The organism is Embleya sp. NPDC055664 (assembly GCF_053618075.1).
This window is the reverse complement of sequence record NZ_JBSHGZ010000020.1, coordinates 19,782-45,686: the sequence shown is the minus strand read 5'-3', so window position 1 is coordinate 45,686 and position 25,905 is coordinate 19,782. Positions and strand designations below refer to the sequence as shown.

Sequence of the window (25,905 nt, the reverse complement as noted above, 5' to 3'; positions counted from 1 at the left end):
GGGGGCTTCATTGGGCTTTAACTCGCCCGCTGTGGTTTCGCCCGGCGGCGGGTGGGGGCCGCCCGCCCGTTCCCCCCCCCCCCGCGCGCCCCCCCCGACTCCCCCGCGTCAGATGTCCAGGAACCGCACGTCGGCGGCGTTGCGTTGGATGAACCCGCGCCGCGCCTCGACGTCCTCGCCCATCAGGATCGAGAACAGTGCGTCGGCCTGGGCTCCGTCCTCCAGCGTGATGCGACCGAGCACCCGGTGGTCGCGGTCCATGGTCGTCACCCGCAACTCCTCCGCGTTCATCTCGCCGAGCCCCTTGAAACGCTGGATGCTCTCCTCGCGCAGCCGCCTGCCCTCGCGTCGGCCGCGTTCGACGAGCATGTCGCGTTCCCGATCGGCGTAGGCGTACTCGATGTCGCCCCGGCTCCAGGTGATCTTGTACAGCGGCGGGCGGGAGAGGTAGACGTGGCCGGCCTCGATCAGCGGTCGCATGAAGCGGAAGAGGAAGGTCAGGAGCAGGGTGTTGATGTGCCGACCGTCGACGTCGGCGTCGGCCATCAAAATGATCCGGTGGTAGCGCAGCCGGTCGATGTCGAAGTCGTCGTGCACGCCGGTGCCGAAGGCCGAAATGAGGGCCTGGATCTCCTGGTTGTCCAGGATCTTGTCGACGCGGGCCTTCTCGACGTTGAGGATCTTGCCCCGGATCGGCAGGATCGCCTGATATTCGGGATTGCGGCCGGACTTGGCCGAACCACCGGCGGAATCGCCCTCGACGATGAAGATCTCGCAGGCGGCCGGATCGGTGGACCGGCAGTCGGCGAGCTTGCCGGGCAGGGCGATGGATTCCACCAGGCTCTTGCGGCGGGTGAGATCACGGGCCTTGCGCGCGGCGAGCCGGGCGGTCCGGGCCTGGACCGCCTTGCGGACGATCTCCGTCGCGTCGACCGGGTTTCGGGCGAACCAATCGGTCAACTGTTCGTGCACGGCCTTGTGTACGTACGTGCGCGCCTCGGTGTTGCCCAGCCTGGTCTTGGTCTGGCCCTCGAACTGCGGTTCGCCCAGCTTGACCGAGACGATCGCGGTCAGCCCCTCGCGGATGTCCTCGCCGGGCAGGTTCTCGTCCTTGTCCCGCAACAACCGTCGCTCGCGCGCGTAGCGGTTGACCACACCGGTCAGCGCGGCGCGGAAACCCTCCTCGTGCATGCCGCCCTCGCGGGTGTGGATGGCGTTGGCATAGGAGTACACCCCCTCGCTGAACCGGGAGTTCCACTGCATCGCGACCTCGACGGACACCGACTGCGCCGCGTCCTCGGCCCGGATGGAGACGACCGACGGGTGCACCGGCTCGCCCTTGCCGGCGTTGAGGTGGGTGACGAAGTCGACGATGCCGCCCTGATAGCGGTACTCGACGGACCGGGCCGGCTCGTCGGCGCCGGGCGTGCGTGCGCCGTGGCGTGCGTCGGTCAGCGTCAGGGTCAGGCCCCTGGTGAGGAAGGCCATCTCCTGGAGGCGACGGGCCAGGGTCTCGAACGAGTACTCGGTGCTCTCGAACACGTCCGGGTCGGCCCGGAAGGTCAGCGAGGTGCCGGTGTCGGAGACGGCCTCGTGCCGGACCAGTTCGGTGACGGGCACACCCCGGCGGTAGTCCTGGGTCCACCGCCGGCCGTCGGCGCGAATCTCCACCGACAGGTGCGTGGACAGCGCGTTGACCACGGACAACCCGACACCGTGCAACCCGCCGGAGACCGCGTAGCCGCCACCCCCGAACTTGCCGCCCGCGTGCAGCACGGTCAGCACCAGTTCGACGGCCGGTAGCCCCTTCTCCGGGTGCAGCCCGACCGGAATCCCGCGCCCGTTGTCCACCACCCGCACGGCGCCGTCGCCCAGGAGCGTGACATCGATGCGATCCGCGACACCGGCGAGGGCCTCGTCGACGGAGTTGTCCACGATCTCCTGCACCATGTGATGCAGCCCGCGCTCGCCGGTCGAGCCGATGTACATCCCCGGCCGGCGGCGCACCGCGTCCAGCCCGTCCAACACGGTGATCGCGCCGGCGTCGTACGCCGGGCCCTGCCTCCCGCCGCCGTCGGACGACGCGACGGCGGAAAGGCTGCCGGAATCAGTCACAAGGCTCTCTTTTCTGGCATCACGAATCACGCTCCCGCCGCGATGGCGGGAGCGGTCGTGTCGTCGGGTGATACACCGGCCCCGGACAGGCCGAACAAGCCCCGAGGCGCGGGAGTTTCCTCACCTCGGGAACTAGTCCAGCATACCCAACGTGGACCTGAACACCAGATCTTCAGGGCTTCTATACGCCTTTCTGAGCGCCTGAAATCCAATGAGCCAACTCCCCCTACCCAAACCAGCCTTCCAGGCCGTTAGATCGCCATACAGCACTTCGCCTCGACACGGGTCGACCCCACGCCGACCATCCGGCCCGACACACGGCAGGATCGTCCTCACCGCGGCTCGGCCGCGGTGAGACACCACCCGTCCCGATTCCGCGGAGGCTTTGCACACATGGGCGACAACGGCACCGACACCTGGACGCGGCGCATGGACGATCTATGGGCCGACTTCGACGCGCATCAGCCGGACGACTTCGTGGCCGCCGTTCGGGCGCTGGTCGACGAGCGGCCCGACGACGACGCGGTCGCGGCCTACTGGATGGGGTCGGCGTACGACTCGACCGGCTACGAGGCCGAGGCGGCGCCGCACTATCGGCGCGCGTTCGCCCTCGGGCTGCCCGAGGACATGCGGCGCCCCGCCACGATCCAGTTCGCCGGCACGCTGCGCAACCTCGGCGAACTCGCCGAAAGCGTCGCGCTGTTGACTGCCGAGCGGGAGGCCGGATCCGACCACCTCGACGACGCGCTGGCCGCGTTCCTGGCCCTGTCCCTGGTCGACTCCGGGCGCGAACGCGAAGCGGTCGGCCTGGCCCTGGGCGCGCTGGCGCCGCACCTGCCCCGCTACACCCGCTCGGTCACCAACTACGCCCGCGCCCTGGTCGAGAACGCGGAACCCACGACGGCCGGCTGAGCGTCGCCCGCATCGGCCGGACGCCGACGCGCGTCGAGCCCGGTGCGCAGGGCCCCGGCCAACGCCTCCAGCGCCCGCCGCCACGCGTGCCCCGGCGGGGTCGCGTAGCCGATCACGAGCGCCGCCGGCCGGGTCGGGTCCGGGTCGTGCCAATAGCCCTGGTCGTGCAGGCCGTGCAGGCGCAGGCCGAACCGGGCCGCCGCGGCGATCACCCGGCGCTCGTGGTCGGCCGAGGGCAGCGTGAGCAGTGCGTGCAGGCCGGCCGCGATGCCGCTCAGGGGCGTGTCGGTCACGGCCGCCACACACTCCGCGAGGTCGGCCCGGCGGCGCGCGTAGCCGAGTCGGACGCGCCGGACGTGCCGGTCGTGGTCGCCCCGCCGAATCAGGTCGGCCAGGGCCAGTTGCTCGATCGCGGACGGCGCCGCGCCGGTCTCGACCACCGCCCGCAGCACGGCGTCGCGCAGCGTGGCCGGGACGACCAGCCAACCGATCCGCACCCCCGGGGCCGGCGTCTTGCTCGCGGCGCCGGCGAGGACGACCCGGTCCGGATCGAGCGCCTGGAGCGCGCCGACGGGGCGGCCCCGATAGCGGAACTCGCCGTCGTAGTCGTCCTCCACGATGTATCCGCGGCAGCGCCGCGCCCATGCGACGAACGCCGCGCGCCGCCGGGCCGAGAGCACCACGCCCAGCGGATGCCGATGCGCGGGCGTGAGCAGCACGGCCCTTACATCCGACGGCAGTTCGTCGGGATCGGCGCCGTGCCCGTCGACGGCCGGCGGGATCGGGACGACGCCGGCCGCGCGCAGGAGATCCCGGTGTCGGGCCAGACCGGGCTCCTCGGTCGCCGCGCACCGCGCACCCGAGGCGGCCAACGCCCGCCCCACGACGGCCAGTGCGTGCCCGAAGCCGGTCGTGATCACCACCGCGTCCGGCGTCGCCCGCACACCCCGGGTGCGGGCGACGTAGTCCGCGATCGTGGCCCGCAACTCCGGCACGCCGCCCGGCTCGGGCTGACCCGGCACTCGCGCGTCCAACTCCGCCACGACCCGGCGCACACTCGCCGCCCACCGATCACGCGGAAAGGAGGTGAGATCGGGCAACCCCGGCCGCAGGTCGAACATCGGCCCACCACGCGGGGGCACCGTCGCCGACACGGTTTCGCCGCCCCGCCCGACCGCGACCGCGACCACCCTGGTCGCCGAGCCGGTCACCGCCACCAACCAGCCCTCGGCGGCCAGTTACCCGTACACCCCGACCACGGTCCCCCGCGCCACCCCGAGATCGGCGGCCGGACTGCGGCTACCCGGCAACCGCGTGCCCGCCGGCAACCGCCCGGACCGCACCGCCTCCCGCAACGCCGCTTCCAACGCCCGCCCGACCCCACCGTCCGCACGCACGACATCAAGATGCAGATCGAGCCCACCGACCCCCACCGACCGCTCCACCGACACGCCCCACCTCCCGCAGACGAACGACCGACCGGGACCCCCTCGCGTCCCCCAGCCTACGAAGCAGCCGGCGAGCATCGAGGCAGGCGGGTCGCCACAGCCTTCGCGGCCGTCACCGCCGGTTCTTCAGGTGATGCGGATGCGTCGACACCGGTGGTCGCGCGTGCCCCTCCCGCAACCACGCCGGCGTACCGTTCGCGCCGGTCGCGCCCGTCGCGGCACCCGTCTCCTCCGGCGCGCCCGCCGCCGTCGCGCCCGAGCCCGGCGCCGATTCGGCGGTCGCGTTCTCCAGGAACCGCAACAGTTCCACCGGGAACGGCAGTACGACGGTCGAGTTCTTCTCGGCCGCCACCTCGACGATGGTCTGGAGCAGGCGCAGTTGCAGTGCCGCCGGACTGCTCGACATCACCGTCGCCGCCGAGGCCAGCTTGCGCGACGCCTGGAACTCGCCGTCGGCGGTGATGATCCGCGAGCGCCGCTCACGCTCCGCCTCGGCCTGCCTCGACATCGAGCGCTTCATCGACTCGGGCAGTGCCACGTCCTTGATCTCCACCCGGTCGATCTCCACGCCCCAGCCCACCGCGGGCGAGTCGATCATCAGCGCCAGCCCCTGATTCAGCGCCTCACGATTGGACAGCAGGTCGTCCAGGTCGCTCTTGCCGATGATCGAGCGCAACGACGTCTGCGCGACCTGCGACACCGCGAACTCGTAGTCCTGTACCTCGACCGTCGCCTTGACCGGATCGTTCACCCGGAAGTACACGACGGCGTCGACCCGGACGGTGACGTTGTCCCGGGTGATGCCGTCCTGGGCGGGAATCGGCATGGTCACGATCTGGGTGTTGATCTTCCGCAAACGGTCCACGACCGGCACGATCCGGGTCAGCCCGGCCGTACGGATCGGCTCCTGCACGCGGCCGAGGCGGAAGACCACGCCGCGTTCGTATTGGCGGATCACGCGCAGCCCGGTCGCGGCGAGCAGCCCGACCAGCGCGACGATGCCGCAGACGAGAATGATGATCACGAGCGCCACGGTCATGGCCGACTCCGGTGCCGAAACGACTGTCCCGAGCATGCGGGCGTCCCCGAGCACTCCCTGCTCCCCCACTGTAACTCCGGCCCCGGCCCACCGAAGGCCCTCGGCTACCGCCCGTCGCCGCTCCCGGCCGCGGCCCGATCCGCCGCCTCCGCCTCGCGTCGCCACAGCGCGCTCGGCCACCACATCCGGTGCCGCAGGTCGAGCGTCAGCGCCGTGACCACCACCGACCGCACCACCAGGGTGTCGAGCAGGACACCCAGCGCGACCGCGAAGCCGATCTCGGCGAATCCGACGATCGGCAGCGTGGCCAACGCGGCGAACGTGCCCGCGAGCACGAGGCCGGCCGAGGTGATCACCCCGCCGGTCGCGGCCAGACCGGTCAGCGCACCGGTGCGGGTGTCCGTGCGTATGCTCTCCTCGCGTACCCGGGTGCTCAGGAAGATGTTGTAGTCGATGCCCAGGGCGACCAGGAAGACGAACACGAGCAGCGCGAACGAGGTGTCCTCGGCCGCGAAGTCGAACACGTGGCGAAACACCAGCGCGCTGATCCCGAGCGCCGCGGCGAACGACAACACCACCGTCGCGATCAGCACCACCGGCGCCACCACGGCCCGCAGCAGCAGCGCCAGGATGATCAGTACGACGGCCAGGATGACCGGGATCAGCACCTTCTCGTCCCGGACCGAGGCCCGGTTGCTGTCGAGTTGGGCCGCTGTGCCGCCGCCGACGAGGGCGTCGGCGCGCGGCACCGCGTGCACCGCGGAGCGCGCGGCGTCGACCGTGTCCCGGGCCGCGCCGCTGTCGGCGGCGTCGGTCAGCGTCGCCTCCACGTACGAGCGTCCGTCGCGCTCGGCCGGTACGCCCGGTGGCATGGTGACGCTGTCGGCGACCACTCCGGGGACGGCGGCGAGCGAGGCGCGGACCGCGTCCAGCGACGCGGTGTTCGCGACCACCTGGAGCGGTTGTCCGGTGCCGGCGGGGAAGTAGCGGGCCTGGACCTTCTGGCCGACCACCGAGTCGGGGGTGCCGGTGAAGCTCTCGGCGGTGGTCAGGCCAGAGGCGTTCAGCGAGATCAGGCCGAAGGACAGCGCGGCCAGGATGGCGACGGTGGTGATCCACACGGTGCGTGGGCGGCGGGCGATGCGGCGGCCTGTCCGGGCCCACAGTCCGGTCTCGGTCGGCTCGGGCGAGCCCAGGTGCGGGACGGCGGGCCAAAAGATCCACCGCCCGGTGATCAGCAATACCGCCGGGAACAGGGTCAACATCGCGAGCAGCGCCACCGCCACGCCGATCGCGGCCACCGGTCCCAGGCCGTTGGTGGAGTTCATCTCGGCGGCGAGCAGGCACAACATGCCGACGATCACGGTGGAGGCGCTGGCGATCACGGCGGGTCCGGCCCGGTGCAGGGCCAGCGCCATCGCCTCGTGTCGATCCTCGTGCCGACGCAGTTCCTCCCGGTAGCGGGCGACGAGGAGCAACGCGTAATCGGTGCCGGCGCCGAAGACCAGCACGGTCAGGATGCCCGCGCTCTGCGCGTTGACCACGAGCGAGGCGTGTCGGGCCAGTACGTAGATCACCGCCTGTGCGGCGAACAGCGCGCCTACCACGCAGACCACCGGGACCAGGAGCAGCGTCGGACTGCGGTAAGTGCACAGGAGGATCACCACGACCACGCCGAGGGCGGCGAACAGCAGGGTTCCGTCGATGCCCTGGAACGCGTCGCTGCTGTCGGCGGCGACGCCGCCGGGGCCGGTGATGTGCGCTTCCAGGCCGTCGTCGGGGTGGTCCGTCACGATCGGCCGGATCTGATCCACCGCCTTGGCGATGCTGTTCCAGCCGTTGTCACCGAAGGTGATCGGAACCAGGATCACCTTCGCGCGCGGGGCGGCGAGGCGGTCGGGCAGGGGACCCTGTACCTGGGAGCCGACGATGCCGTGGGCGGTCAGGGTGCGCAGGTGCTCGGCGTCGGCGGCGATGGTCGCGTCGTCGGTCGGGGTCAGGCCGGAGTCGCGCGCGAACACCACGACGGCGGTGACGTTTTGCGGCAGGAACGCCTTCGATTCGTCGACGACCCTGGTCGACTCGGCGTTGCCGGGCAACCACGCGGAGGCGTCGTTCTTCTCCGCGTCGGTCAGCTTGCTCGCGGCCGAAGCGGCCGCGACGAGGACCACGATCCAGAGCACAAGGATGATCCACTTGGCACGCCGTCCGCAGACCAGCCGCGCGGCTCTGCCCGCACCACCCATCCCCCACACCTCCACCGCTCGAACGTGATGTGGTGTCGCCCGAGGTGCACTCTCCCCAGGATGGCATCGGCCGGCGGATCCCGCCCCCGCCGGCGCCGGCGCCGGCCGATCGCACTCGCGTGCGCGACCCTGGACGACATGAGCGACAAGGCACACGGCCGCTTCGACCTCGTCGTCGAGGCGTACCGTCCCGGTGACACATATCGGCTGGTCATGCTCGCCGACGGCACCTACCGTCGACTGCACGACCGGGGCGAACTCGACGCCCTCGCCGCCGAACTGGGCCTCGACCCCGCCGACCGCGACCAGGTCGCCTGGGAGGGCGGCGACGAGTGGCCCACGCACGACGGCGGTTGATCCATCCACGGCCGACCGCATGATCGACCACGGCCGTTCCCGGTGCGTCAAGAGGCAACCGAGAACCAACCGTAAGCGAGTCTTTACGCGCCGTCGGAGCTTCTCGAAGCCCATGGACGACTTTCGCCGACCCGCCGTCGGCTCGATGTCGCCCCTGCGTCGACACCATCACGACACTGTGTAGCCGCATATTTCCGGTGGGTAACATTTACTCGGGCGCCCGCGCGTGGCGCCGGCCGGCCGTCGAGCGCATACCTCCCCCACCCATGCCCGACTCCGTTCCGCCTCCGTTCCGCCTCCAGGTGTCCCACCGGGCGGCGTCGCGGCGGAGTGCGGGACCGGCCTCCGGTTACCCGTGGTAAACCTCACGCGTCGCAATGGGCCATCTCACGTTGGCTCGTATTCACCTGTTCCGGAGACGGCTCGCGAACCTAGTTTTCATTTCGCCTTCCATGCGCTATCGGGCAAATCTCCGGCCCGGCACGGGTCGCAATAGGCGGCACGACCGTGATCTTCCCGGTCAAGAATGATCACGACTTCGAATTGCACAGAGAGCCGAACCCAAGGCGCCGCCACGGCGTTCTTCGGCTCTCCGGCCGTTCGCCGGAATCCACCGCGCGAAACGGCCGCGTCGGCTCGTCTCGGGCCGTTTCGGCGGGTGCTTCCTGGTCCTTGAATACGTCTTCACCTGCACCGATGGCGCCTGCAAGTCGCGCCCTTCCCCGTAGCGCCGGTCACGCGCGGGCGGTGTCGCAGCGGTCCTCCATACCTGTCGTGTATGTCGATCTTCAGGCATGTTCGATGGAATCTCATTATTCAACCGGGTTTACATAAATCCCCGACGAGGACGAGTCATGACCCGTATGAGAACCACTCCAGGACCGGTGAACTCGGTCGTGACCCCGGGGGCCTCACCCCCGACGGCCACTCTCGACAAGTCGCCGATCCGTGTACTTCCCCATTTCTTCGAGCGGTCCTGCGATCGCAATCCCGAGGCGGTCGCCGTCGTCTGCGAGAACACCTCGTTGAGTTACGCGGAGCTGGACCGCAGAGCCAACCGCTTGGCGAATCTGCTTCGGGACCGCGGCGCCGCTCCGGGCCGCACCGTCGGAATCCTCCTCGAACGTTCGCTCGATGCCTACGTCGCCCTGCTCGGCGTGATCAAGTCGGGCGCCGCCTACGTCCCCCTCGACCCGTCGTTCCCGGCCGAACGGGTCGCCTTCATCGCCCGGGACGCCGACCTGTGCGATCTGGTCAGTACGTCCGAGATGCGCGGGCGCACCGCGGAGGCGACCTGCCCGCTGCTCGAACTCGACGTCGCGGCACACGACTTGGCCCGACAACCGGACGATCGGCCCGACGTCCGGATCGACCCGGGCTCGTGGTCCTACGTGATCTACACCTCCGGGACCACGGGCCGCCCCAAGGGCGTGGCCGTATCGCACGCGAGCATCGCCAACTTCCTGCACGTGGTCACCCCGATCTATCGGGTGAGCGCCCGGGACCGGGTCTATCAAGGGCTCTCGATCGCGTTCGACTTCTCGGTCGAGGAGATCTGGCCGGCCTGGATCGCCGGGGCGACCCTGATCTCCGGTCCCACCGACGGTGGTCGGGTCGGCCAGGGGCTGAGCGACTTCCTGCTGGAGCACCGGATCACGGTGCTGTGCTGCGTACCCACCCTGCTGACCACCATCGAGGGCGAATTCCCACTCCTGCGCAGCCTGTTGGTCAGCGGCGAGGCCTGCCCGCCGGACCTGGTCCGGCGCTGGTCGCGACCGGATCGGCGCATCCTCAACGCGTACGGACCCACCGAGACCACCGTCACCGCGACCTGTGGCGAACTGGGCCCGAACCGGCCGGTGACGATCGGCGTACCGCTGCCGACCTACCGGGTCTACATCCTCGACGAGCAGCTGCGCCCCGTCGACGAGGGCGCGGGCGGGGAGATCTGCGTCGGCGGTCCGGGTGTGGCGGTCGGCTACGTCAATCGCCCCGACCTGACCGCCGAGCGGTTCGTGACCAACCCGATCGAGGCCGAACGCGCCGATGTGCCGAGGATCTACCGCACCGGCGACCTCGGCCGGTTCACCGCGACGGGCGAGATCGAATACCTCGGCCGGGTCGACACCCAGCTCAAGATCCGCGGCTATCGCATCGAGGCGGCCGAGATCGAGGAGGTGCTGCGCGAGGACCCCGCGATCGAGAACGCGGTGGTGACCCCGCTGGAGCGGGACGGCGTCGTGCAGGACCTGGTCGGCTACGTGACACTCGTCGGCGGCGGCGACGGGGCGTCGGCCCCCGCCTGTGACGCCTTGCGGGCCCGGTTGCGGGTGGCCCTGCAGAGCAGGTTGCCCGCGTACATGATCCCGTCCTACGTCGAGGTACTGCCCGAATTCCCGTTGCTGGCCGCGGACAAGGTCGACCGCGCCGCGCTGCCCGCGCCGGCCTCCGCGCCGCTGAACCGGCGCACCGGTGCCCACGTCGCGCCCGAGACGGCGCTGGAGCGGCACCTGGCCCGGGCCTGGGCGGACGTGCTCGGCGGCGCGGAGATCTCCGTCGAGGACGACTTCTTCTGCGACCTCGGCGGCCACTCCATGGCGGCGGCCCGGCTGATCTCCCGGCTGCGCCGGGAAGCGGAGTTGCGCGGCGTGGCGATGGGCGACCTGTACGCCCACCCCACCATTCGCGGCCTGGCCCGGCACGTCGAGGCCGAGGCGGCGGCCGAGGAGCGGGCGGCCGGTGTCGCGCGGCAACCCGCCATCCCCGCGCCGGCGCCGCTGCGGCACGGCAGCCGGCGGGTATTCGCCTGCGGTGTCGCGCAGTTCGTCGCGCTGTACGCGTGGCTGCTCGCCCTGGGCCTGCCCGCGGTCGTGCTGCTGTACCGGGTGTTCCTGGCCTGGGACCTGCCGATCCACGAGCCCGCGCCCGGCGGCCTGCTCGACCGCCTCACCCACCTGTACCTGCCCGGGTTCATCGCCCTGGAGGTGGGATGGATCGTCGCGAGCCTGCTCGTCACGCTGTTCGCCGCGCGGTTGTTGATGCTCGGCGTACGCCCCGGGTGGTATCCGCTGTGGGGCGTGACCTACCTGCGGTTTTGGCTGTACGGCCGGATGCTCGCCTTCAGTCCGCTCGCGTTCTTGACCGGATCCCCGCTCCTGGCACCCTGGTTGCGGCTGGTCGGCGCCCGGGTCGGCCGCGGCTGCCATGTGTCGGCGGTGCTCGGGCTGCCCGCGTTCGTGGAGATCGGCGACGGGACGAGCATCGGCTACGGCGCACGCCTCCAGCCGTACGTGGTCGAGCACGGGTGGTTGCGGCTGGCGCCGGTCCGCATCGGCGCCGGCTGCTTCGTCGGGACCAACAGCGTCGTGCTCGCGGGCGCGGTGATCGGCGACCGCACCTCGGTCGGCGAGCAGTCGTTGGTTCCGGCGGACCACGTGTTGCCCGCCGACGAGCACTGGGCCGGCTCACCCGTCACCCGCCAGGAGGGGGCGCCGGCCCTGCTCGACGCGATGGCGGCCGAGGACGACGGCCGAGCCTGGCCGCTGCGGGTTCTGATCGGATTCGGCGCCGGCGCCGTACTGCTCGCCCTGGTACCGCTGTTGGTCGCCGGTGCCGCGGGCGCGCTCGTGGGGGTCGTCGCCTGGCGGTACGGCTTCGGCTGGGCGATCGCCGCCACGCTCCCGGCCGGGCCGCTGGTGGTGCTGTTCACATGTGTGCTGGTGCTGGTGGTCAAGCGGGTGGTGCTGCCGCGCTCCCGGGTCGGCATCCATCCCGAACGCAGCGGCCTGGGCATGCGCAAGTGGATCGGCGACGGCATGATGACGGCCAGTCTGACGCTGACCCACGCGCTCTACTCGACGTTGTACCTCGTCCCGTTCCTGCGCCTGCTCGGTGCCCGAACCGGGCGCTGGTCCGAGGTGGCCACGGTCAGCTTCGTCGACCCCGAGATGCTGATCATCGGCGAGCGCAGCTTCGTGGCGGACGTCAGCGTGGTCGGCCCGGCCGTGTTCCATCACGGGCAGGTCGCGCTCGCCCCGGCCGAGATCGGCGCGCGCAGTTTCGTCGGCAACGGCGCGCTCGTTCCCGGCGCGTGCCGGCTCGGCGAGAACAGCCTGCTCGGCGTGCACTCGCTCGCGCCGACCCGGCCGATCGACCCCGAGACCACCTGGCTCGGTTCGCCCGCGATCTTTTTGCCCCGTCGCGAGGAGAGCCGGGAGTTCCCGGCGAAGTTGACGTACGACCCCAGCCGGGGGCTGATCGCGGCCCGGTTGGCGATCGAGTACTTCCGGGTGACGCTGCCCGCCACGATCGCCGCGCTGGGCGCGCTCGGCAGTCTGTACGCGGCCGTCCGGCTCGCCGGGGTGTGCTCGCCGTGGGTGCTGTTCCTGCTCGGTCCGGCCCTGTTCCTGGCCGTCGGGGTCGGCTCCACGCTGGTCGCGGCGGTGCTGAAGTGGCTGGTCATCGGCCGCTATCGGGCCAGGGTCGAACCGTTGTGGAGCATCTGGGTGCGCCGCACGGAGCTGATCACCGGGCTGTACGAGAACCTGGTCGTACCGAGCCTGCTCAACCTTCTCACCGGCACCCCCCTGATGGGCCCGGTGTTGCGGCTGTTCGGCGCCCGGATCGGCCGGCGGGTCTGGCTCGGCACCACGTATCTGACCGAGTTCGACCTGGTCGAGGTGGGCGACGACGCGGCGGTGGCGGAGGTGACGTCGCTGCAGACCCACCTGTTCGAGGACCGCGTGATGAAGATGTCCGAGGTCCGGATCGGCGCGGGTGCCTCGGTCGGCACCCGGTCCGTCGTGCTCTACGACGCACGGGTCGGCGCGGGCGCCTCGCTCGACGCACTGTCCCTGGTGATGAAGGGCGAACACCTGCCCGACGAGACCCGGTGGCGCGGCATCCCGGCCCGCCCCGGGTGAGACACCCCGGTCCTCGTCCCCATTCCCGTCCCCCATCCCCCATGTCCCGTAGTCCCCATCGGAGAGATCCCCATGACGCTTGCCCAGGTCACCATGACCGAGCCCCACGTGGCGTGCGACCTACCCGGTCCGCGCTCCGCCGAACTGCTCGCGCGCCAAGCCCGGCGCGAGTCCAACGCCCGTACATATCCGCGTAATCTGCCCATCGCGCTGGCCGAGGCCGCCGGCAGCTTCGTGCGCGATGTCGACGGCAACGTCTTCATCGACTTCCTCGCCGGCGCCGGTGTGCTTTCCCTGGGCCACAACCACCCCGAGCTGGTCCGCTCCGTCACCGCGCAACTGGGTGTGCTCACCCACGGGTTGGATTTCCCGACGCCGGTCAAGGACGCGTTCCTGGAGGCCCAGCTGTCCATGCTGCCCGCCGGGATGCGCGAGCGTACGAAGGTGCACTTCTGCGGCCCCACCGGGGCCAACGCCATCGAGGCGGCGATCAAGCTCTGCAAGATCGCCACCGGTCGCGGCGACGTCGTCACGTTCCAGGGCGGCTTCCACGGCAGCACACACGCCGCCATGGCGCTGACCGGTCTGGTCTCGGCGAAGCGGCCCGTCCCCAACGGCGTGCCCGGCACCCACTTCTTCCCGTTCTCCTACTGCGGCCGGTGCCCGCTGGCCCTGAGCCCCGACACGTGCACCACAAACTGCGTGGCCTACCTGGAGCGTTCGCTCACCGACGGCAACGCCGGCATCCCGCTGCCCGCCGCGGTGCTCCTCGAACTCGTGCAGGGCGAGGGCGGCGTGGTGCCCGCGACCGCCGACTTCGTCCGCCGACTGCGGGCGCTCACTCGGGAGTTGCGAATCCCGTTGATCGTCGACGAGGTGCAGACCGGCTGCGGGCGCACCGGAACCTGGTTCGCGTTCGAGCAGTACGGGATCGAACCGGACGTCGTGGTCGCCTCCAAGGCGCTCAGCGGCATCGGCACCCCGATCGCGGTGATCCTGTACGACGACGCGCTCGACGGCTGGGCGGCCGGCGCGCACATCGGCACCTTCCGGGGCAACCAACTCGCCTTCGCCGCCGGGGTCGAGGCCGTGCGCATCGTGCGGCGCGACGACATCCTGGGCAACGTGCGTCGGCGCGGCGCGCAGATCGCCGACCGGCTCACGCCACTGATGGCCGACCCCTGGGTACGCGAGGTGCGCGGCCGGGGCCTGATGTGGGGCATCGAGATCGCGGACCCGGAAACCGGGCTGCCCGCCGCGGACTTCGCCCGCGCGATCCAGGCCCGGGCGCTGCGCCGGGGGCTGATCGTCGAGCGCGGCGGACGCGAGGACTGCGTGGTGCGGATCCTCCCGCCGCTCAACGTCACCGCCGAGGTCGTGGACACCGCGTGCACGATCCTGGTCGACGCCGTCGAAGCCGGTCACCCGTAGGCCCATCCGCACCGGGCCACCGGCCGACCCGGCGCCGACCGGCCGCCCGTCCGGGGCGGCCTCGAGGAGACCTCACTCCATGGTTCTCATCGTGCAGAAATACGGCGGCTCCTCGGTGCACAGCATCGAGCGCGTCAAGCAGGTCGCCGAACGCGTGGTAGCCACGCGTCACGAGGGTCACGACGTCGTCGTGGTGTTGTCCGCCATGGGCGACACCACCGACGAACTGCTCGACCTGGCACGGAAGATCTCGCCCTTCCCGCACCCGCGCGAGCTGGACATGTTGTTCACCTCGGGCGAGCGCATCTCCAACGCGCTGGCCGCGATGGCGATCCGCGACCTGGGTGCGCGGGCGTGTTCGTTGTCCGGCCCACAGGCGGGCGTATTCACCACCGCCGAATACGGCAGAGCGCAGATCGTCGAGGTGGTACCGCATCGGGTGCGGCGCGAACTCGACCGGGGCTGCATCGTGTTGGTCGCCGGATTCCAGGGCCTGAGCCGGGACACCGACGACATCACCACGCTGGGCCGCGGCGGTTCCGACACCACGGCCATCGCGCTGGCCGCCGCGCTCAAGGCCGACGTCTGCGAGATCTACACGGACGTGGACGGCGTGTACAGCGCGGATCCCCGGATCGTGCCGAGCGCGCGGCTGCTCGACCACATCACCTACGACGCCATGCAGGAGATGGCGGCGTCGGGGAGTCGGGTGCTGGCCCTGCGCTCGGTCGAGTACGCCCGTCGCTGGGGCGTACCGATCCAGGTCCGGTCCTCGTACGGGGACAAGCCCGGAACCACCGTGTCCGGCGCGCCCGACGACGCCGGCGCGGAACCGTCGCGAATCACCGGCGTCGCGCACGACCTGTCCGGCGCGAAGGTCACCGTGCACGGGGTCCCGGACGGCGCGGGGGCGGTGGGCCGACTGGTCCGCGCGGTCGCCGACGCCGGGGGCGAGATCGACATGGTGGTGCGGAACGCGGCACGAGCGGACGACGCCCGCGCCGATCTGACGTTCGTCCTGCCCGAACAGGGCGTGGCCGCCGCGCTGGCCGCACTCGATGCGATACGCGCCGAACTCGGCTTCGAGGGGGTGAGCCAGGACGCCGACGTCGGCAAGGTCTCGCTGATCGGCACCGGCATGCGGGCCGGTCCGGGGGTCACCGCGACCTTCTGCGAGACGCTGGCGGCCGTGGGCGTCAACATCGAGATCATGTCGACGTCGGAGATCCGGATCTCCGTCCTGTGCCGCACCGCCCAGGTGGTCGACGCGGTGCGCGCGCTGCACACCGCGTTCGACCTCGACACGACGGAGGAGGCCCTGGTCCACGCGGGTTCGGGCCGCTGATCGTCGGCCCACCGCAGACCGCCGGCGCCGGGAGTGTGTTCCGGCGCCGGCGGCCGTCGGTTCCACCTGGAAAATCCCGGCCTCGCGCCCGTTCGTCGTTCGCTACGCTGCGCAGATGGCGACTGACGGGGGTTCGGGAGATGCCGGGGTCGAACAGACGCCCACCCAGGGGCGGTTGGGGTCTGCGGACGGAACGGCCAAGGTGTTTCACGGCCTCGGGTTGGCCGTGTTGCTCCTGTCCGAATACTGGCGGTCGTTGATCGACGGTCTGCGGCCGGGGGCCGCGCCGCCGGACCGGGTTCAAGCGCTCGCCCGGGCGGCCGCGTCGATGGCCGACAACGGGTTGCACAAGACGGCGGCGGACCTGTTCGAGACGGCGTCGTTCGGACAGGAGCGGGCGGCGTTGTGGGCGGCGGTGTGTTGTGCCCTGGTCGTACGCCTCAACCGGCACGGATCGCCGGAACTGCAGAAAACCCTGTCCTATGTGTCCGCCGCCTACTGCGCGTTGGCCGTCGCCGTCGGCACGTACTACCTGTTCGCGTCCGGGCCGATCGTGCTGCCCGCGCTCGGGATCGGCTTCGGAGTGATGCACACCGCGACCCGCAAATGACTTGGTGCGGACGGGGGTTCGACGCGTCCGTCAGCGATTCGGATAGGTCGCGCAGACCAGCGTGGTGTCGTTGTGGGCGACCCAATACCAGTAGTAAGTACGGTCGTTGGCCACCCTGGCACACGCACCGGCGTGGACTTCGGCCGGGGCCCGGTAGACGCCGGTGACGGCCAGGAGTGAATCGAAGCTCGCCGGGATGCGCGCCGCGTCGCAGTCGATCCAGGTGAACAGGTTGGCGGAGTAGCGCGGGGAGTTCTCGGTCCCGCCCGAGCGGGAGACCAGGAAGCACTGGCCCTTGCGGAACTGCCTTTCCAGGCACAGTTCGACGTCGCGGTAGCGCCAACTGGTCACCCCGGGGTCGCTGATCGGGCAGTTCGTGGCGTTCACTCCGGCCACGCGCACGAACGCGCTGTCCGAGTCGCAGTCCACCGCACGCGGGATGTCGGTGTTCCAACCGCTGCCGCGCTCCGTCCCGGTCTGCCACGCGTTCAGGCAGGTCCCGTTGCGGGCCACCGCCGCGAACGCGTCCGCGCGCGGGTCGCGCACGGGGGTCGGCACCGAGCCGCCGGGCCGGGAATCGCTCCCGCTCGGCGTCCGCCCGGGCGTCTGCCGGGGATCCGCCGGCAGCCCGCGCACGGTCGGGAACCCCGTGGGCAGCCCGGTCGGCAGCCCCGCCGTCGGCGCCCGCTTCGTCGCGGCGGTCAACGCCGCCGGCGCGCCCCCGGCGCCCTTGTCGTCCTCCAGTACGCGGGGCAGCACGATCACCGCGAACAGCATTGCCGCCACCAGCAGTACAAGATTGCCCTGCTGCCGCTTCGAATCCCCGACCCCCGTCATGCCGCGCCATGGTACGGACCCGCGACACATTCCGACACCATCATCGGTCGACTTCCGCCGACGCCGGTCAGGGCATCGACACGTGCCGCCGGAGCGGCCCCGCGGGATGCCGTATGCGCGTTTGAACGCCTTGGCGGACATGGCCCGCGAAACCGCGGATCGGGTGGCCAACTACTACACGGTCCAGGGGAGTTCGGGGTGGCTGTGGATCTCGTGCAGCGCGCACACGGCGGCGCGCCGACAGCCGCACCCGGTCCACTCCCCGGCGTCCGGAACGCCTACGGGGCGTGTCCCGAACATGTTCCGAACGCTCGGGGCCGTTCCGCCGTCGCCACCACGCGGTGGAGGCTGACGTCGACCGAACGGGGCCGAGTTCGGTTCCACGGGTATCGGGGGAACTCGGCCTCGCGACGAGCGGTGCGGGCGACGTGCGCCCGCACCGCTCGTCGGGTGCACGGGCCGCAGGTTGCCGAGGGATGCGCGGGTGCGCGGGTGCGCGGGAGGCACGGGTTGCGCGGCAAGCCGCTCATTGTCGTGGCTGATCGATCGGGGCGCCGGGGCGGCGCGCCCTGCCCCGTTCCCAAGGTCACTCGAAGGAGTGGCACTGCGTGTCGATCGGGTGAACGTACAGTAACCGGCGTGTATCGATCGCGGGCTCCTCGTTGTCCGCTCCGACGCCGGATCCCGGCCACCGCCCGAATCAGGAGACCGCCACGCAGCGAACCCGACACCCGTCGAACCCCGAACCCCCGCGCGCCGAGCCCGACCTGCCGCCGCCGCGCCCCGTCCGCCGCCGCCACCCCTCCCCCGGCCCGGACGACGGCGGGTGCCGATGAGGGCGGGTCGACAGCGCCTCCAGTCGATCGCCAGGGCGGCCGCGGCACCGGAGCCCGGCCTGATCGCGCTCGCCGTCGTCGGGATCGGCATCGGCGGTCGCTCGGGATCCGGCCTCCCGGTCCTGCTCGCCGCCGGTCTGGCGTTCGGCGTCCTGCTGCGCACGGCACACGGACCGAACCGCTCGCGCGCGATCGCGTTCGGCACGCTCACCATCGGCGCGGGCGCCCTCCAGGCCGTCCCGCAACCGACCGGGCGGCCCCTCTCCCCGTGGCCCCTGCTCGCCTTCCTCGCGATCACCCTCGCCGTCGTACTCGCCGCCGCGGTCCGCCTGTTGACCGAGGTCGTGCGCGTCACGGGCGGTCGCGCACCGCGACTGCGCACCGCCCTGGACGCGTGGTTGCCGGTCGCGTCCGTCCTCACCCTGGGTCGGATGACCGCGCTGCACTGCGCCGCCGGCGACCCTCGGCACGGGCCCGCGTCGACCGTCTGGGTCCCGGTGGGCTGGTTGTGCGTCGACGTGGTGTGGGTGTGCCTGGCCCCGCTGCTCTACGGCGCGCCGCCCCGGGGGCGGCGCGGCGGCGCGGCCCTGGTGACACTGGTGGCCGTGGCGGTGATCGGCCTCGGCGGCATCGAGGTCCTCGTGTCCGACGCGGGCGACCGGGTGAGCCGCCTGTCGACCGCCACCCGGGTCGTGGGCATGGTGATGATCGTGTGCGGGCCCTGTACCCGCCCGGGCGGCATGGCCGCGACCGCGAGCACACCCCGCCGCCGGGCCGCGACCGCCGTGCTGGCCGCGAGTGTACCCGTGCTCGCCTGTACCGTCGTCGCCCTCGTACACCTGCTCGCGGGACACCGCTGCGACCGGCTCACCGTCGTCCTGGCCGGCTCCGTCGCGGTCACCGTGTGGGCGCGTCAATGCCTGGCCCGCCTGCGCACCCTGCGCCTGGCCGAACAACTCGCCGACCACGTCGCCGCACACCCGCCGCGGATCCCGCACCAGAGCACCCGCCGGCCGAACTGACGGCGGACCCGACCCCGAAGTCGGCTATCTCAAAAGCCACTTCCGAGTCAGCAGCAGCACCTCCGCGCGACTGTACGGACCTTGGTCGGCGGCGACGAAGTGCATGCCGATCCGCAGCGAGAAGGCGAGCAGGCAGCGCACCTCGACGTCGCCCGGGTCGGCGCAGAACGTCGCGAACAACGAACGCAGGTAGTCCATGCGCCGGTTGTCCACCCGGCGCAACCGTTCCGCGACCGCCTCGTCGCGCCGGGCCCAGTCCCGGACCGCCAGGTCGGCGGCGGTACCCAGGACCGGCCCCTCGCTCGTGGACGCGAGCTCGAACAGTCGATCCAGTCGGGCCCTGGCGTCGCCCCCGCCGGCCTCGACCCGCTCGATCACGTCCTCGGTGACCGCGCGCTCCCACGTGTCGAGCATCTCGGCAAGCAGTGCGCCCCGGTTGCCGAAGTACCCGTAGAACCCGCCCTTGCTGACGCCCAGTGCCTGCGCCAGCGGCTCGATCCGGACCGCCTCGGGACCGCCGGCGGCCAGCGCGCGCAACCCCTCCTCGACCCATCTGCCGCGCGGTGTACGGGTCACGCCCACGATGTGGTTCCTCTCGTTCTCGCGTCACGCCCCGCCGTACGGTGTCGTACTCGTGGGTGCCGACCTGCGTCCATACGGCATCGTATGAACAGCGCCGGGCATCGTGCGCCCCCGGCCCCGGCGCGTCGAGGGCTCCGGCGGGCGGGTTCGGGGTCGTCACCCGCGGCGGGCGTCCTCCGGCGAGCCGACGTCCGCGACGCGGGCGGACGCTTCGACCGACTGCTCGACCGGCTTGGCCGGGCGCGGACGCGTGGCGACGATCAGGACCACCGACGCGACGATGATCGCGCCGCCGAGGTAGACGTTCGGGCCCACCGACTCACCCGCGATCGCCGCGCCCAGCAGCACCGCCACCACCGGATTGACGTATGCGTAGGTCGCCACGGTGTCGTTGGGGAGCACGCTGTTGACGTACATGTACGCGCTGAATGCGACGATCGACCCGGCGAACACCAGCCAGGCCAGCCCCAGCCACGAGGCGGTCGAGATGCCGGCCACGTCCAGTTGCCCGAACTCGCCGCGCAGCGAGGCCAGGACGAACAACATCACCCCGGCCGTGATCATCTCCAACGAGGTCACCACCAGCGGATGCCGAGGCAGCGGCGCGGTGCGCGCGTACACCGAGCCGCCGGCCCACAACACGCACGCGATCAAGACCATGACCACGCCGCCGATGTGCACGTCGCCGCCCGGGCCGCCGACCAGGACGCCGATGCCGATCGTGCCGAGGAGCAGCGCGAGCAGGATCGCGCCCGACACCCGGGTCCGGGTGGCCAGCGCGTTGATCAGCACCATCCACACCGGCACCGTCGCCACGACCAGCGCGGCGAAACCCGAGTCGAGGTGTTGTTCGCCCAGGCTCAACAGCCCGTTGCCGCCGACCAGGAGCAGCCCGCCGATGATCGCCGCCGAGCGCAGGTGCGGCCAGGTGGGCCGCTGCTCGCCGCGTGCGTGTCGCGGGCCGACCACCGCGAACATCAACAGTCCCGCGACCAGGAACCTGGTCCCGGCCGAAAGCAGCGGCGGGATCGTCTCGACCGCGTAGCGGATGCCCAGATAGGTCGAGCCCCACAGGATCCACACGGTCACGAGGGCGACCCACGGCAACAGCCGATCCCTCTTTTGAGGAGACAACACGACCAGCACACCTCATTAAATTAGGGGATCATGGCTGCTAACCTTTTTTAGAGTAGGTCAGACACGATCGCCGGAACAAGGGGCTTTTCCATGACGCGGCAGCTCGACGAGATCGACCGGGCGCTCCTTCGCGCGCTGAGCGCGGACGGCCGGCGCACCGTGCGCGCCCTGGCCAAATCGGTGGATCTGTCCGAACCCGCCGTGCGCGAGCGCATCCAACGGCTGGAGCGCGACGGGGTGATCACCGGCTATCACGCGGAGTTGGCCCCGGCGCAGGTCGACGCCGGCACGGCCGCGTTCATCGCGCTGCGTTTCGACGCGGGGCGGGCGGCGCGCGATCAGGTCGAGGCGGCGATCCACCGCGAGCCCGCCGTCCTGGAGGCGCACGAGGTGGCGGGCGAGGACTGCTTCTGGATCAAGGTCCGGGTGGCGTCCACCGCCGCGCTCGCCGACACTCTCGACCGGATCCGCGCGATCCCGGTCATCCGCGGCACGGGCACCACCATCGTGCTGCGCACCGTCTTCGAACGCCCGCTGCTGTCCGCCGAACCCACGGTCGAGGCGGCCGACGAGGCGGTGTCGGACACCCGCGCGTAGCGGTCACGCCGGCAAACCGCACGCCCCCCGCACACCGGAGTGCGGGGGCCTTCGGCGTGTTCTTCGCGGGGAGCTTGGCGCAAAACACACCTGCGCACCCTTTGCGGATAGTGATTGGCTGACTTCCGTCGGTTATCACGGTGGGGTGAGGAGTCACGCGTGATCATTCAGCTGTACGGCGAGTGGACCCAGCGCTCGGACACGTCGGCGAACTATGCGCGGGCGGTGGCCGGCTGCCAGGACGTCGCGGACCGGCAACGGAAATATTTCACCGCCGACGGACAAAAACATGAGCGTTCCATGGTCAACAAGGGCCTCGCCCTCTACATCGACGTCCCGCACCACCTCCTCGGCTTCGACGACTCCGGCGCGCGGGGCATCGCCGAGATCAAGCCGAACAACTGGGACAGCGGCTTCCTGAGTTTCGCGGTCGGTGGCCGGCGCAGTTGGACCGACGGAGTGGTCACCGCGCCCGAGTCGGTGTTGTGGGCGGCGATCCACGCCTACTGGAGCGTCCGGGTGCCGGAATACGCCGACGCGTCCGCCCGGGAACGGCAGGCGTACCGACGCGGACACCTGCCGTCCGGGGCGAAGGGGGTGCCCTCCATCGAGGACCTGTCCGGCCTGATCGACTACACCAGGTGCCGCCGATCCGGACCGGTCGTCGTGGTGGCGGGCCGACACGTGGAGTTCGAGGAACCGGTGGACCGCCAGGAGGAGTTACCCTTCCTGGTCGCCCTCACCGACCCGCTGCACCAACCCCCGCTCACCGGCCCGTACAGCTACCGCGGCGACCACGACGACACGGCCCGCCTCGCCAGAATCCGCAAACTCGAACCCCAGTCCCGGACAAGCCGCCGCTGACCGGCCCGGACCCGCCACTCCGCCGGATCAGTCGACCAGGTGCGCGACCGTCGGTACCACGAGGCCGAAGAGGTCGGCGATGGTGGTCAGGCTTGCCGACTGGAGGGTTTCGGCGGGGGTGACGGCGCCGTCGAGGGTGGGCAGGGCCCGGGTGGCGGTGGCTTCGGCGACGACGGTGGGGCGGTAGCCGAGGTTGAAGGCGCCCTGTGCGGTGAAGGTGACGCACATGTGGGTCATGAAGCCCGCCAGGATCAGGTCGGGGCCGGCACCCAGGTCGCGGAGCGTGCGCTCCAGGTCGGTGTCGTGGAAGGCGTCGGGGACCTGCTTGACCACGACCGATTCGCCGTCGGCCGGCGCCACTTCGCCGCTGATCGCGCCGATCTCGGCGCGGATGTCGTACGGGGTGCCCGCTCCGCCGTCGTTGACGACGTGCACGACGGGCGTACCCGCCGCACGGGCCGCGGCGAGCAGCCGGGCCCCGGCGGCCAGGGCCGGTTCCACGCCGTCGAGGGCCATCACGCCGGTGCGGTAGGTGTTCTGGAAGTCGATCATGATCAGGGTGCACGCGCCGCCGAGGCGGGGCGGCGTGTTGTCGAGGCCGATGACCTCGCGCAGGGTCGCGGAGGAGCGCATGAGTCGGAAGTACCTTTCGTTTGAAGCCGGTTGCATGGTTTTCGGGCAGGGCGAAGCCGCCGGGCCACGCGGGTTCGCACGCCGGGGTCAGTACACCGTGCGGAAGCGGCGGCGGTAGCCGGCCGGGGTGGTGGTGAGTTGTTTGCGAAAGGCCCGGTGCAGGGTTTCCACGGAGCCGAATCCGGTGGCCGCGGCGACCGCCTCCAGCGGTTCGTCGGTGCTCTCCAGGACGCGGCGGGCCGCCTCGACCCGCGCGGCCTCCACGTAGGCCGCCGCGCCGGTGCCGGTCTCCTGTCGGAAGACCCGGGCGAACTGACGCTCGCTCAGGCACATCCGCCCGGCCAGGGCCGATGTGGACAGGTCGTGGTCCAGGTGTTCGGTGATGTACACGCGCAGTTCGTCGATGTCCCGCCGGCCGGTCGCGGGTCGGCTCAGCGGCACGCTGAACTGGCTCTGCCCGCCCTGCCGACGCAGGTAGACGACCAGTTGCCGGGCCACCGCGAGGGCAAGGTCCTCGCCGTGGTCCTCGGCCACCAGGGCCAGTGCCAGGTCCATGCAGGCGCTGATCCCCGCCCCGGTCCAGATCCGACCGGAGCGCACGAAGATCGGGTCGGCGTCGACCCGCACCTCGGGGTGGTCGGCGGCCAGTTGCGCGGCGGTCGACCAGTGTGTGGTCGCCCGCCGCCCGTCCAGGAGCCCGGCGGCGGCGAGCACGTGCGCGCCCACACAGACCGACGCGACCCGGCGGGCGTGCGGCGCGGTGGCCGCGACCCATGCCACGACGGCGTCGTCGACCAGGGCCACCGGACCGTCCGGGCCCATCGCCACCGCGCCGGGGACGAGCAGCGTGTCCACCGCGGCCCCCACGTCGGCGAAGGCCACGTCCGCGAGGATCCGTACGCCGGCCGACGTGCCGACCGGGCCGGCCTCGGGGCCCGCCAGGCGAACCACGTAGCCCGCCGCGCCGGCGGTCTCCCGGTTGGCCAGGGCGAAGACCTCGGCCGGGCCGGTGACGTCGAGCAGGTCGACATCGGGGAAGACCGCGATCACGACGCGGTGTGGAGTGGACATGCGTCCATCGTGGTACCCACACCCGATGGCCGCAATGACGGGTATCTGTCACATTCGGCCATCGACGCGGCGCTGCCGCATCGGCCCACACGAACGTGGCGGGGCGCGTCCGGGAGGTCCGGAGCGCGCCCGCCACGTGACGGTCATCCGTGGCCGGCGGCGGCCAGGAGGCGGGGGAAGCGGTCGTTGGGTCTACAGATCTCGCCGAGGTCGGGGTCGTCGACCTCCTCGATGCCCGGCTCCACCCGCGCGACATACGCCTCCGGGTCGCCCGCCTCCTCGGTCACGGCGGGAGCCGGCGTGGGCCTGGCCGCGTGCAGCCGGCCCGCCCAGTGGTGGGCGTCCTGCGGTTCGCCCTCGATCCGGTGATGCAGGGTCAACAGGCGCATCGCCTCGACGTCGTCGGCGCCGGCCGCGTACCGCCACCAGAACGCCGCCGGCGCGGGCCGCCCGGTCAGATACAGCAGACACCCGAACACCAGCGCCCCGTCGGCCTCGCGTTCGTGGACGAAGTCGCCGAGGAGGGGACCGGTGGTCGGCCGGGCCACCACGGCCTGGCACAGCTGTTCCAGGTCCGCCGCCGCCGCGTTCTGCGCCGCGTGCGCGTCCGCGAAACCGGTGCCGCGTTGGGGACCGATGGTGCCCGGCCGGACCAGGGCGGCCAGCAGCTGCTCTTGGACGATGCGGTCGGCCAGCCGGCGGGTCGCGGCGCCGGCGTCGTAGTCGGCGAAGGCCGCGTCCATGTCGCGCCGGCGCTGTTGGAGGGCGTGGTCGAGGGAATTGTGGTGGTTCATGTATTCGGTTCCCGAGGGTGCGATGGGGACGACGGGGTGGGTTCGGGATGAACGTGGCGGGCCCGCTCCAGCGCCGTGGCGAGTTGTTTGCGGGCCGCGTGTACATGGCTGCGGACTGTGGAGATGGTCACCCCCAGGTAGTCGGCGACGTCCTGGAGCGGCAGTTGCATGACCAGGTGCAGGCGGGCGCAGGTGGCCCGCTTGACCGGCATTGCGGCGATCGTGCGATCCAGGATGTCCAGGTGGGGCAACACCGCGGCCGGGTCGCCGTTGCCGGTCGAGGCCACGTCGGGGGCGCCCGGCGCGGTGAAGTCGAACAGCACCTCGGGGGTGCGCCCGCGCCGCCGACGGATGTCCACCACCCGGCGGCGCAGGATCCCGAAGGCGAGCGCGAGCGGCGGGCTGGGGTGGCGCACGATCTCCGCCCAGCGCCTGGACAGCGCGAGCAGCACGTCGGCGACCGCCTCGTCCGCGTCGTGCGCGCAGCCCAGGCTCTTCCAGGCGTGGTCGATCAGGGTCTGTTGGTGCTCCCGGCAGAACCGGACGAAGTCCGCGGGCGCGTCGATCACCGGACCGCCGGGGGCGGGGCGCCGGCGGTCCACGGTGTCCCGGACCAGGTCGCGCCGCAGCCGGCGATCCTCCAGGGCGTCGGTGAGCATCCGGAACGCGCGCTTGACGGGCGGCGCGGGCTCGCGCAGCACGTCGTCCCAGCGCTGGAACAGGGCGAGCAGCACGTCGGCGACGATGTCCTCGGCCTCCGGGCGCGAGCCCAGGTGGTCGTAGGCGAAGCGGGTGAGCGTGAGTTGGTGGCTGTGGCAAAAGGCGACGAAGTCGTTGCGCAGGAGGTCCACCAGGTCCACGTCCACGGCTTGGGCCTGCTCGGGGTGTCGGGGTTCGGTCATCGTCCGCCGCCCTTTCCGCGGGCGGAGTGTGTGCTGCGATATCCGTGGCCGCAGTGGCGGTGCGGCTCGGGGGGCGCGAAACCACGCATCAGGGCACCGAGCGGCGCGCGCACGACGACGACCAACACGCCTATGACCAGCCACAGTTGTCTGGCCTCGGGACCGAAGATGTTGTTCAAGGCAGCGGTTCCTTCCGTGAAGTCCG

Annotated in this window: 22 protein-coding genes; 9 read left to right on the top strand and 13 right to left on the bottom strand. The window is 71.5% G+C overall.

Annotated elements, in window-relative coordinates; all coding sequences use genetic code 11:
• Positions 1-108 precede the first annotated feature (108 nt).
• Positions 109-2,115, bottom strand: a complete 2,007-nt coding sequence (gene gyrB / locus ACWGR4_RS28070; protein WP_452133384.1) for a DNA topoisomerase (ATP-hydrolyzing) subunit B — start codon at positions 2,113-2,115, stop codon at positions 109-111.
• Between the two features lie 393 nt (positions 2,116-2,508).
• On the opposite strand from gyrB, the gene ACWGR4_RS28065 reads away from it, so the two are divergent.
• Positions 2,509-3,027 carry a tetratricopeptide repeat protein gene (locus ACWGR4_RS28065; RefSeq protein ID WP_452133383.1) on the top strand — a complete coding sequence of 173 codons (519 nt, stop codon included), beginning with the start codon at positions 2,509-2,511 and terminating at the stop codon, positions 3,025-3,027.
• On the opposite strand, the gene ACWGR4_RS28060 is transcribed toward ACWGR4_RS28065, so the two are convergent.
• The 3 genes from ACWGR4_RS28060 to ACWGR4_RS28050 form a co-directional block, all read right to left on the bottom strand.
• Positions 2,979-4,238, bottom strand: coding sequence for an aminotransferase-like domain-containing protein (locus ACWGR4_RS28060; RefSeq protein ID WP_452133382.1), 1,260 nt, complete (start codon positions 4,236-4,238; stop codon positions 2,979-2,981). The genes ACWGR4_RS28065 and ACWGR4_RS28060 overlap by 49 nt on opposite strands.
• 349 nt (positions 4,239-4,587) lie before the next feature.
• Positions 4,588-5,514 carry a slipin family protein gene (locus ACWGR4_RS28055; RefSeq protein WP_452133381.1) on the bottom strand — a complete coding sequence of 309 codons (927 nt, stop codon included), beginning with the start codon at positions 5,512-5,514 and terminating at the stop codon, positions 4,588-4,590.
• A 104-nt stretch (positions 5,515-5,618) separates the two neighbouring features.
• Entirely contained in the window at positions 5,619-7,760 is a 2,142-nt protein-coding gene (locus ACWGR4_RS28050; protein WP_452133385.1) for an MMPL family transporter, read from the bottom strand.
• A 138-nt stretch (positions 7,761-7,898) separates the two neighbouring features.
• Here ACWGR4_RS28050 and ACWGR4_RS28045 point away from each other — a divergent pair, with 138 nt between their 5' ends.
• The 5 genes from ACWGR4_RS28045 to ACWGR4_RS28025 all read left to right on the top strand — a co-directional run bounded on the left by ACWGR4_RS28045 (position 7,899) and on the right by ACWGR4_RS28025 (position 16,425).
• The gene (locus ACWGR4_RS28045; protein WP_395795991.1) at positions 7,899-8,117 is read left to right on the top strand and encodes a hypothetical protein; all 219 of its coding nucleotides are present in this window, start codon (positions 7,899-7,901) and stop codon (positions 8,115-8,117) included.
• 854 nt (positions 8,118-8,971) lie between these two features.
• Positions 8,972-13,039, top strand: coding sequence for a Pls/PosA family non-ribosomal peptide synthetase (locus ACWGR4_RS28040; RefSeq protein WP_452133380.1), 4,068 nt, complete (start codon positions 8,972-8,974; stop codon positions 13,037-13,039).
• A gap of 72 nt (positions 13,040-13,111) precedes the next feature.
• Positions 13,112-14,470, top strand: coding sequence for an aspartate aminotransferase family protein (locus ACWGR4_RS28035; RefSeq protein ID WP_380012072.1), 1,359 nt, complete (start codon positions 13,112-13,114; stop codon positions 14,468-14,470).
• 79 nt (positions 14,471-14,549) lie between these two features.
• Positions 14,550-15,815: an aspartate kinase gene (locus ACWGR4_RS28030; RefSeq protein WP_452133379.1), complete on the top strand. Its 1,266-nt coding sequence runs from the start codon at positions 14,550-14,552 to the stop codon at positions 15,813-15,815.
• 115 nt (positions 15,816-15,930) lie between these two features.
• Positions 15,931-16,425, top strand: coding sequence for a hypothetical protein (locus tag ACWGR4_RS28025; RefSeq protein WP_452133378.1), 495 nt, complete (start codon positions 15,931-15,933; stop codon positions 16,423-16,425).
• Between the two features lie 30 nt (positions 16,426-16,455).
• Here the strand turns inward: ACWGR4_RS28025 and ACWGR4_RS28020 are convergent, their stop codons facing one another.
• On the bottom strand, positions 16,456-17,262 hold the full coding sequence (locus ACWGR4_RS28020) for a hypothetical protein (RefSeq protein WP_452133377.1): 807 nt from the start codon (positions 17,260-17,262) through the stop codon (positions 16,456-16,458).
• A gap of 174 nt (positions 17,263-17,436) precedes the next feature.
• Positions 17,437-17,562 carry a hypothetical protein gene (locus ACWGR4_RS28015; protein WP_452133376.1) on the bottom strand — a complete coding sequence of 42 codons (126 nt, stop codon included), beginning with the start codon at positions 17,560-17,562 and terminating at the stop codon, positions 17,437-17,439.
• Between the two features lie 532 nt (positions 17,563-18,094).
• Between ACWGR4_RS28015 and ACWGR4_RS28010 the strand changes: the two genes are divergently transcribed.
• Positions 18,095-19,120 carry a hypothetical protein gene (locus ACWGR4_RS28010; RefSeq protein WP_452132389.1) on the top strand — a complete coding sequence of 342 codons (1,026 nt, stop codon included), beginning with the start codon at positions 18,095-18,097 and terminating at the stop codon, positions 19,118-19,120.
• Between the two features lie 24 nt (positions 19,121-19,144).
• Here ACWGR4_RS28010 and ACWGR4_RS28005 read toward each other — a convergent pair whose 3' ends face one another.
• Positions 19,145-19,702: a TetR/AcrR family transcriptional regulator gene (locus tag ACWGR4_RS28005; protein WP_380012057.1), complete on the bottom strand. Its 558-nt coding sequence runs from the start codon at positions 19,700-19,702 to the stop codon at positions 19,145-19,147.
• A 156-nt stretch (positions 19,703-19,858) separates the two neighbouring features.
• Positions 19,859-20,839 carry an EamA family transporter gene (locus tag ACWGR4_RS28000; RefSeq protein ID WP_452132390.1) on the bottom strand — a complete coding sequence of 327 codons (981 nt, stop codon included), beginning with the start codon at positions 20,837-20,839 and terminating at the stop codon, positions 19,859-19,861.
• A 90-nt stretch (positions 20,840-20,929) separates the two neighbouring features.
• Here ACWGR4_RS28000 and ACWGR4_RS27995 point away from each other — a divergent pair, with 90 nt between their 5' ends.
• Positions 20,930-21,436: an Lrp/AsnC family transcriptional regulator gene (locus tag ACWGR4_RS27995; RefSeq protein ID WP_452132391.1), complete on the top strand. Its 507-nt coding sequence runs from the start codon at positions 20,930-20,932 to the stop codon at positions 21,434-21,436.
• 159 nt (positions 21,437-21,595) lie between these two features.
• Positions 21,596-22,300 (top strand): hypothetical protein, encoded by a 705-nt coding sequence (locus ACWGR4_RS27990; RefSeq protein WP_452132392.1) that lies wholly within the window; start codon positions 21,596-21,598, stop codon positions 22,298-22,300.
• A 27-nt stretch (positions 22,301-22,327) separates the two neighbouring features.
• Here the strand turns inward: ACWGR4_RS27990 and ACWGR4_RS27985 are convergent, their stop codons facing one another.
• The 5 genes from ACWGR4_RS27985 to ACWGR4_RS27965 all read right to left on the bottom strand — a co-directional run bounded on the left by ACWGR4_RS27985 (position 22,328) and on the right by ACWGR4_RS27965 (position 25,879).
• Positions 22,328-22,933, bottom strand: a complete 606-nt coding sequence (locus ACWGR4_RS27985) for an isochorismatase family protein (RefSeq protein ID WP_452132393.1) — start codon at positions 22,931-22,933, stop codon at positions 22,328-22,330.
• Positions 22,934-23,020: 87 nt separating this feature from the next.
• Positions 23,021-24,004, bottom strand: a complete 984-nt coding sequence (locus ACWGR4_RS27980) for a GlxA family transcriptional regulator (RefSeq protein WP_452132394.1) — start codon at positions 24,002-24,004, stop codon at positions 23,021-23,023.
• 143 nt (positions 24,005-24,147) lie between these two features.
• Positions 24,148-24,798, bottom strand: a complete 651-nt coding sequence (locus tag ACWGR4_RS27975) for a hypothetical protein (protein WP_452132395.1) — start codon at positions 24,796-24,798, stop codon at positions 24,148-24,150.
• Positions 24,795-25,700, bottom strand: coding sequence for a sigma factor (locus ACWGR4_RS27970; protein WP_452132396.1), 906 nt, complete (start codon positions 25,698-25,700; stop codon positions 24,795-24,797). Before ACWGR4_RS27970 ends, ACWGR4_RS27975 begins: the two co-directional genes overlap by 4 nt.
• Complete coding sequence (locus tag ACWGR4_RS27965; protein ID WP_380012033.1) at positions 25,697-25,879, bottom strand: hypothetical protein; 183 nt, start codon at positions 25,877-25,879, stop codon at positions 25,697-25,699. The genes ACWGR4_RS27970 and ACWGR4_RS27965 overlap by 4 nt, the downstream gene beginning before the upstream one ends.
• Between the last annotated feature and the right edge of the window lie 26 nt (positions 25,880-25,905).

Excerpts from the sequence above, each read along its gene's own strand:
- ACWGR4_RS28065 (WP_452133383.1), top strand. The coding sequence starts at position 2,509 with ATGGGCGACAACGGCACCGACACCTGGACGCGGCGCATGGACGATCTA.
- ACWGR4_RS28055 (WP_452133381.1), bottom strand. The coding sequence starts at position 5,514 with ATGACCGTGGCGCTCGTGATCATCATTCTCGTCTGCGGCATCGTCGCG.
- ACWGR4_RS28050 (WP_452133385.1), bottom strand. The coding sequence starts at position 7,760 with ATGGGTGGTGCGGGCAGAGCCGCGCGGCTGGTCTGCGGACGGCGTGCC.
- ACWGR4_RS28045 (WP_395795991.1), top strand. The coding sequence starts at position 7,899 with ATGAGCGACAAGGCACACGGCCGCTTCGACCTCGTCGTCGAGGCGTAC.
- ACWGR4_RS28040 (WP_452133380.1), top strand. The coding sequence starts at position 8,972 with ATGACCCGTATGAGAACCACTCCAGGACCGGTGAACTCGGTCGTGACC.
- ACWGR4_RS28035 (WP_380012072.1), top strand. The coding sequence starts at position 13,112 with ATGACGCTTGCCCAGGTCACCATGACCGAGCCCCACGTGGCGTGCGAC.
- ACWGR4_RS28030 (WP_452133379.1), top strand. The coding sequence starts at position 14,550 with ATGGTTCTCATCGTGCAGAAATACGGCGGCTCCTCGGTGCACAGCATC.
- ACWGR4_RS28025 (WP_452133378.1), top strand. The coding sequence starts at position 15,931 with ATGGCGACTGACGGGGGTTCGGGAGATGCCGGGGTCGAACAGACGCCC.
- ACWGR4_RS28020 (WP_452133377.1), bottom strand. The coding sequence starts at position 17,262 with ATGACGGGGGTCGGGGATTCGAAGCGGCAGCAGGGCAATCTTGTACTG.
- ACWGR4_RS28015 (WP_452133376.1), bottom strand. The coding sequence starts at position 17,562 with ATGTTCGGGACACGCCCCGTAGGCGTTCCGGACGCCGGGGAGTGGACC.
- ACWGR4_RS28010 (WP_452132389.1), top strand. The coding sequence starts at position 18,095 with ATGAGGGCGGGTCGACAGCGCCTCCAGTCGATCGCCAGGGCGGCCGCG.
- ACWGR4_RS27995 (WP_452132391.1), top strand. The coding sequence starts at position 20,930 with ATGACGCGGCAGCTCGACGAGATCGACCGGGCGCTCCTTCGCGCGCTG.
- ACWGR4_RS27985 (WP_452132393.1), bottom strand. The coding sequence starts at position 22,933 with ATGCGCTCCTCCGCGACCCTGCGCGAGGTCATCGGCCTCGACAACACG.
- ACWGR4_RS27980 (WP_452132394.1), bottom strand. The coding sequence starts at position 24,004 with ATGTCCACTCCACACCGCGTCGTGATCGCGGTCTTCCCCGATGTCGAC.
- ACWGR4_RS27975 (WP_452132395.1), bottom strand. The coding sequence starts at position 24,798 with ATGAACCACCACAATTCCCTCGACCACGCCCTCCAACAGCGCCGGCGC.
- ACWGR4_RS27970 (WP_452132396.1), bottom strand. The coding sequence starts at position 25,700 with ATGACCGAACCCCGACACCCCGAGCAGGCCCAAGCCGTGGACGTGGAC.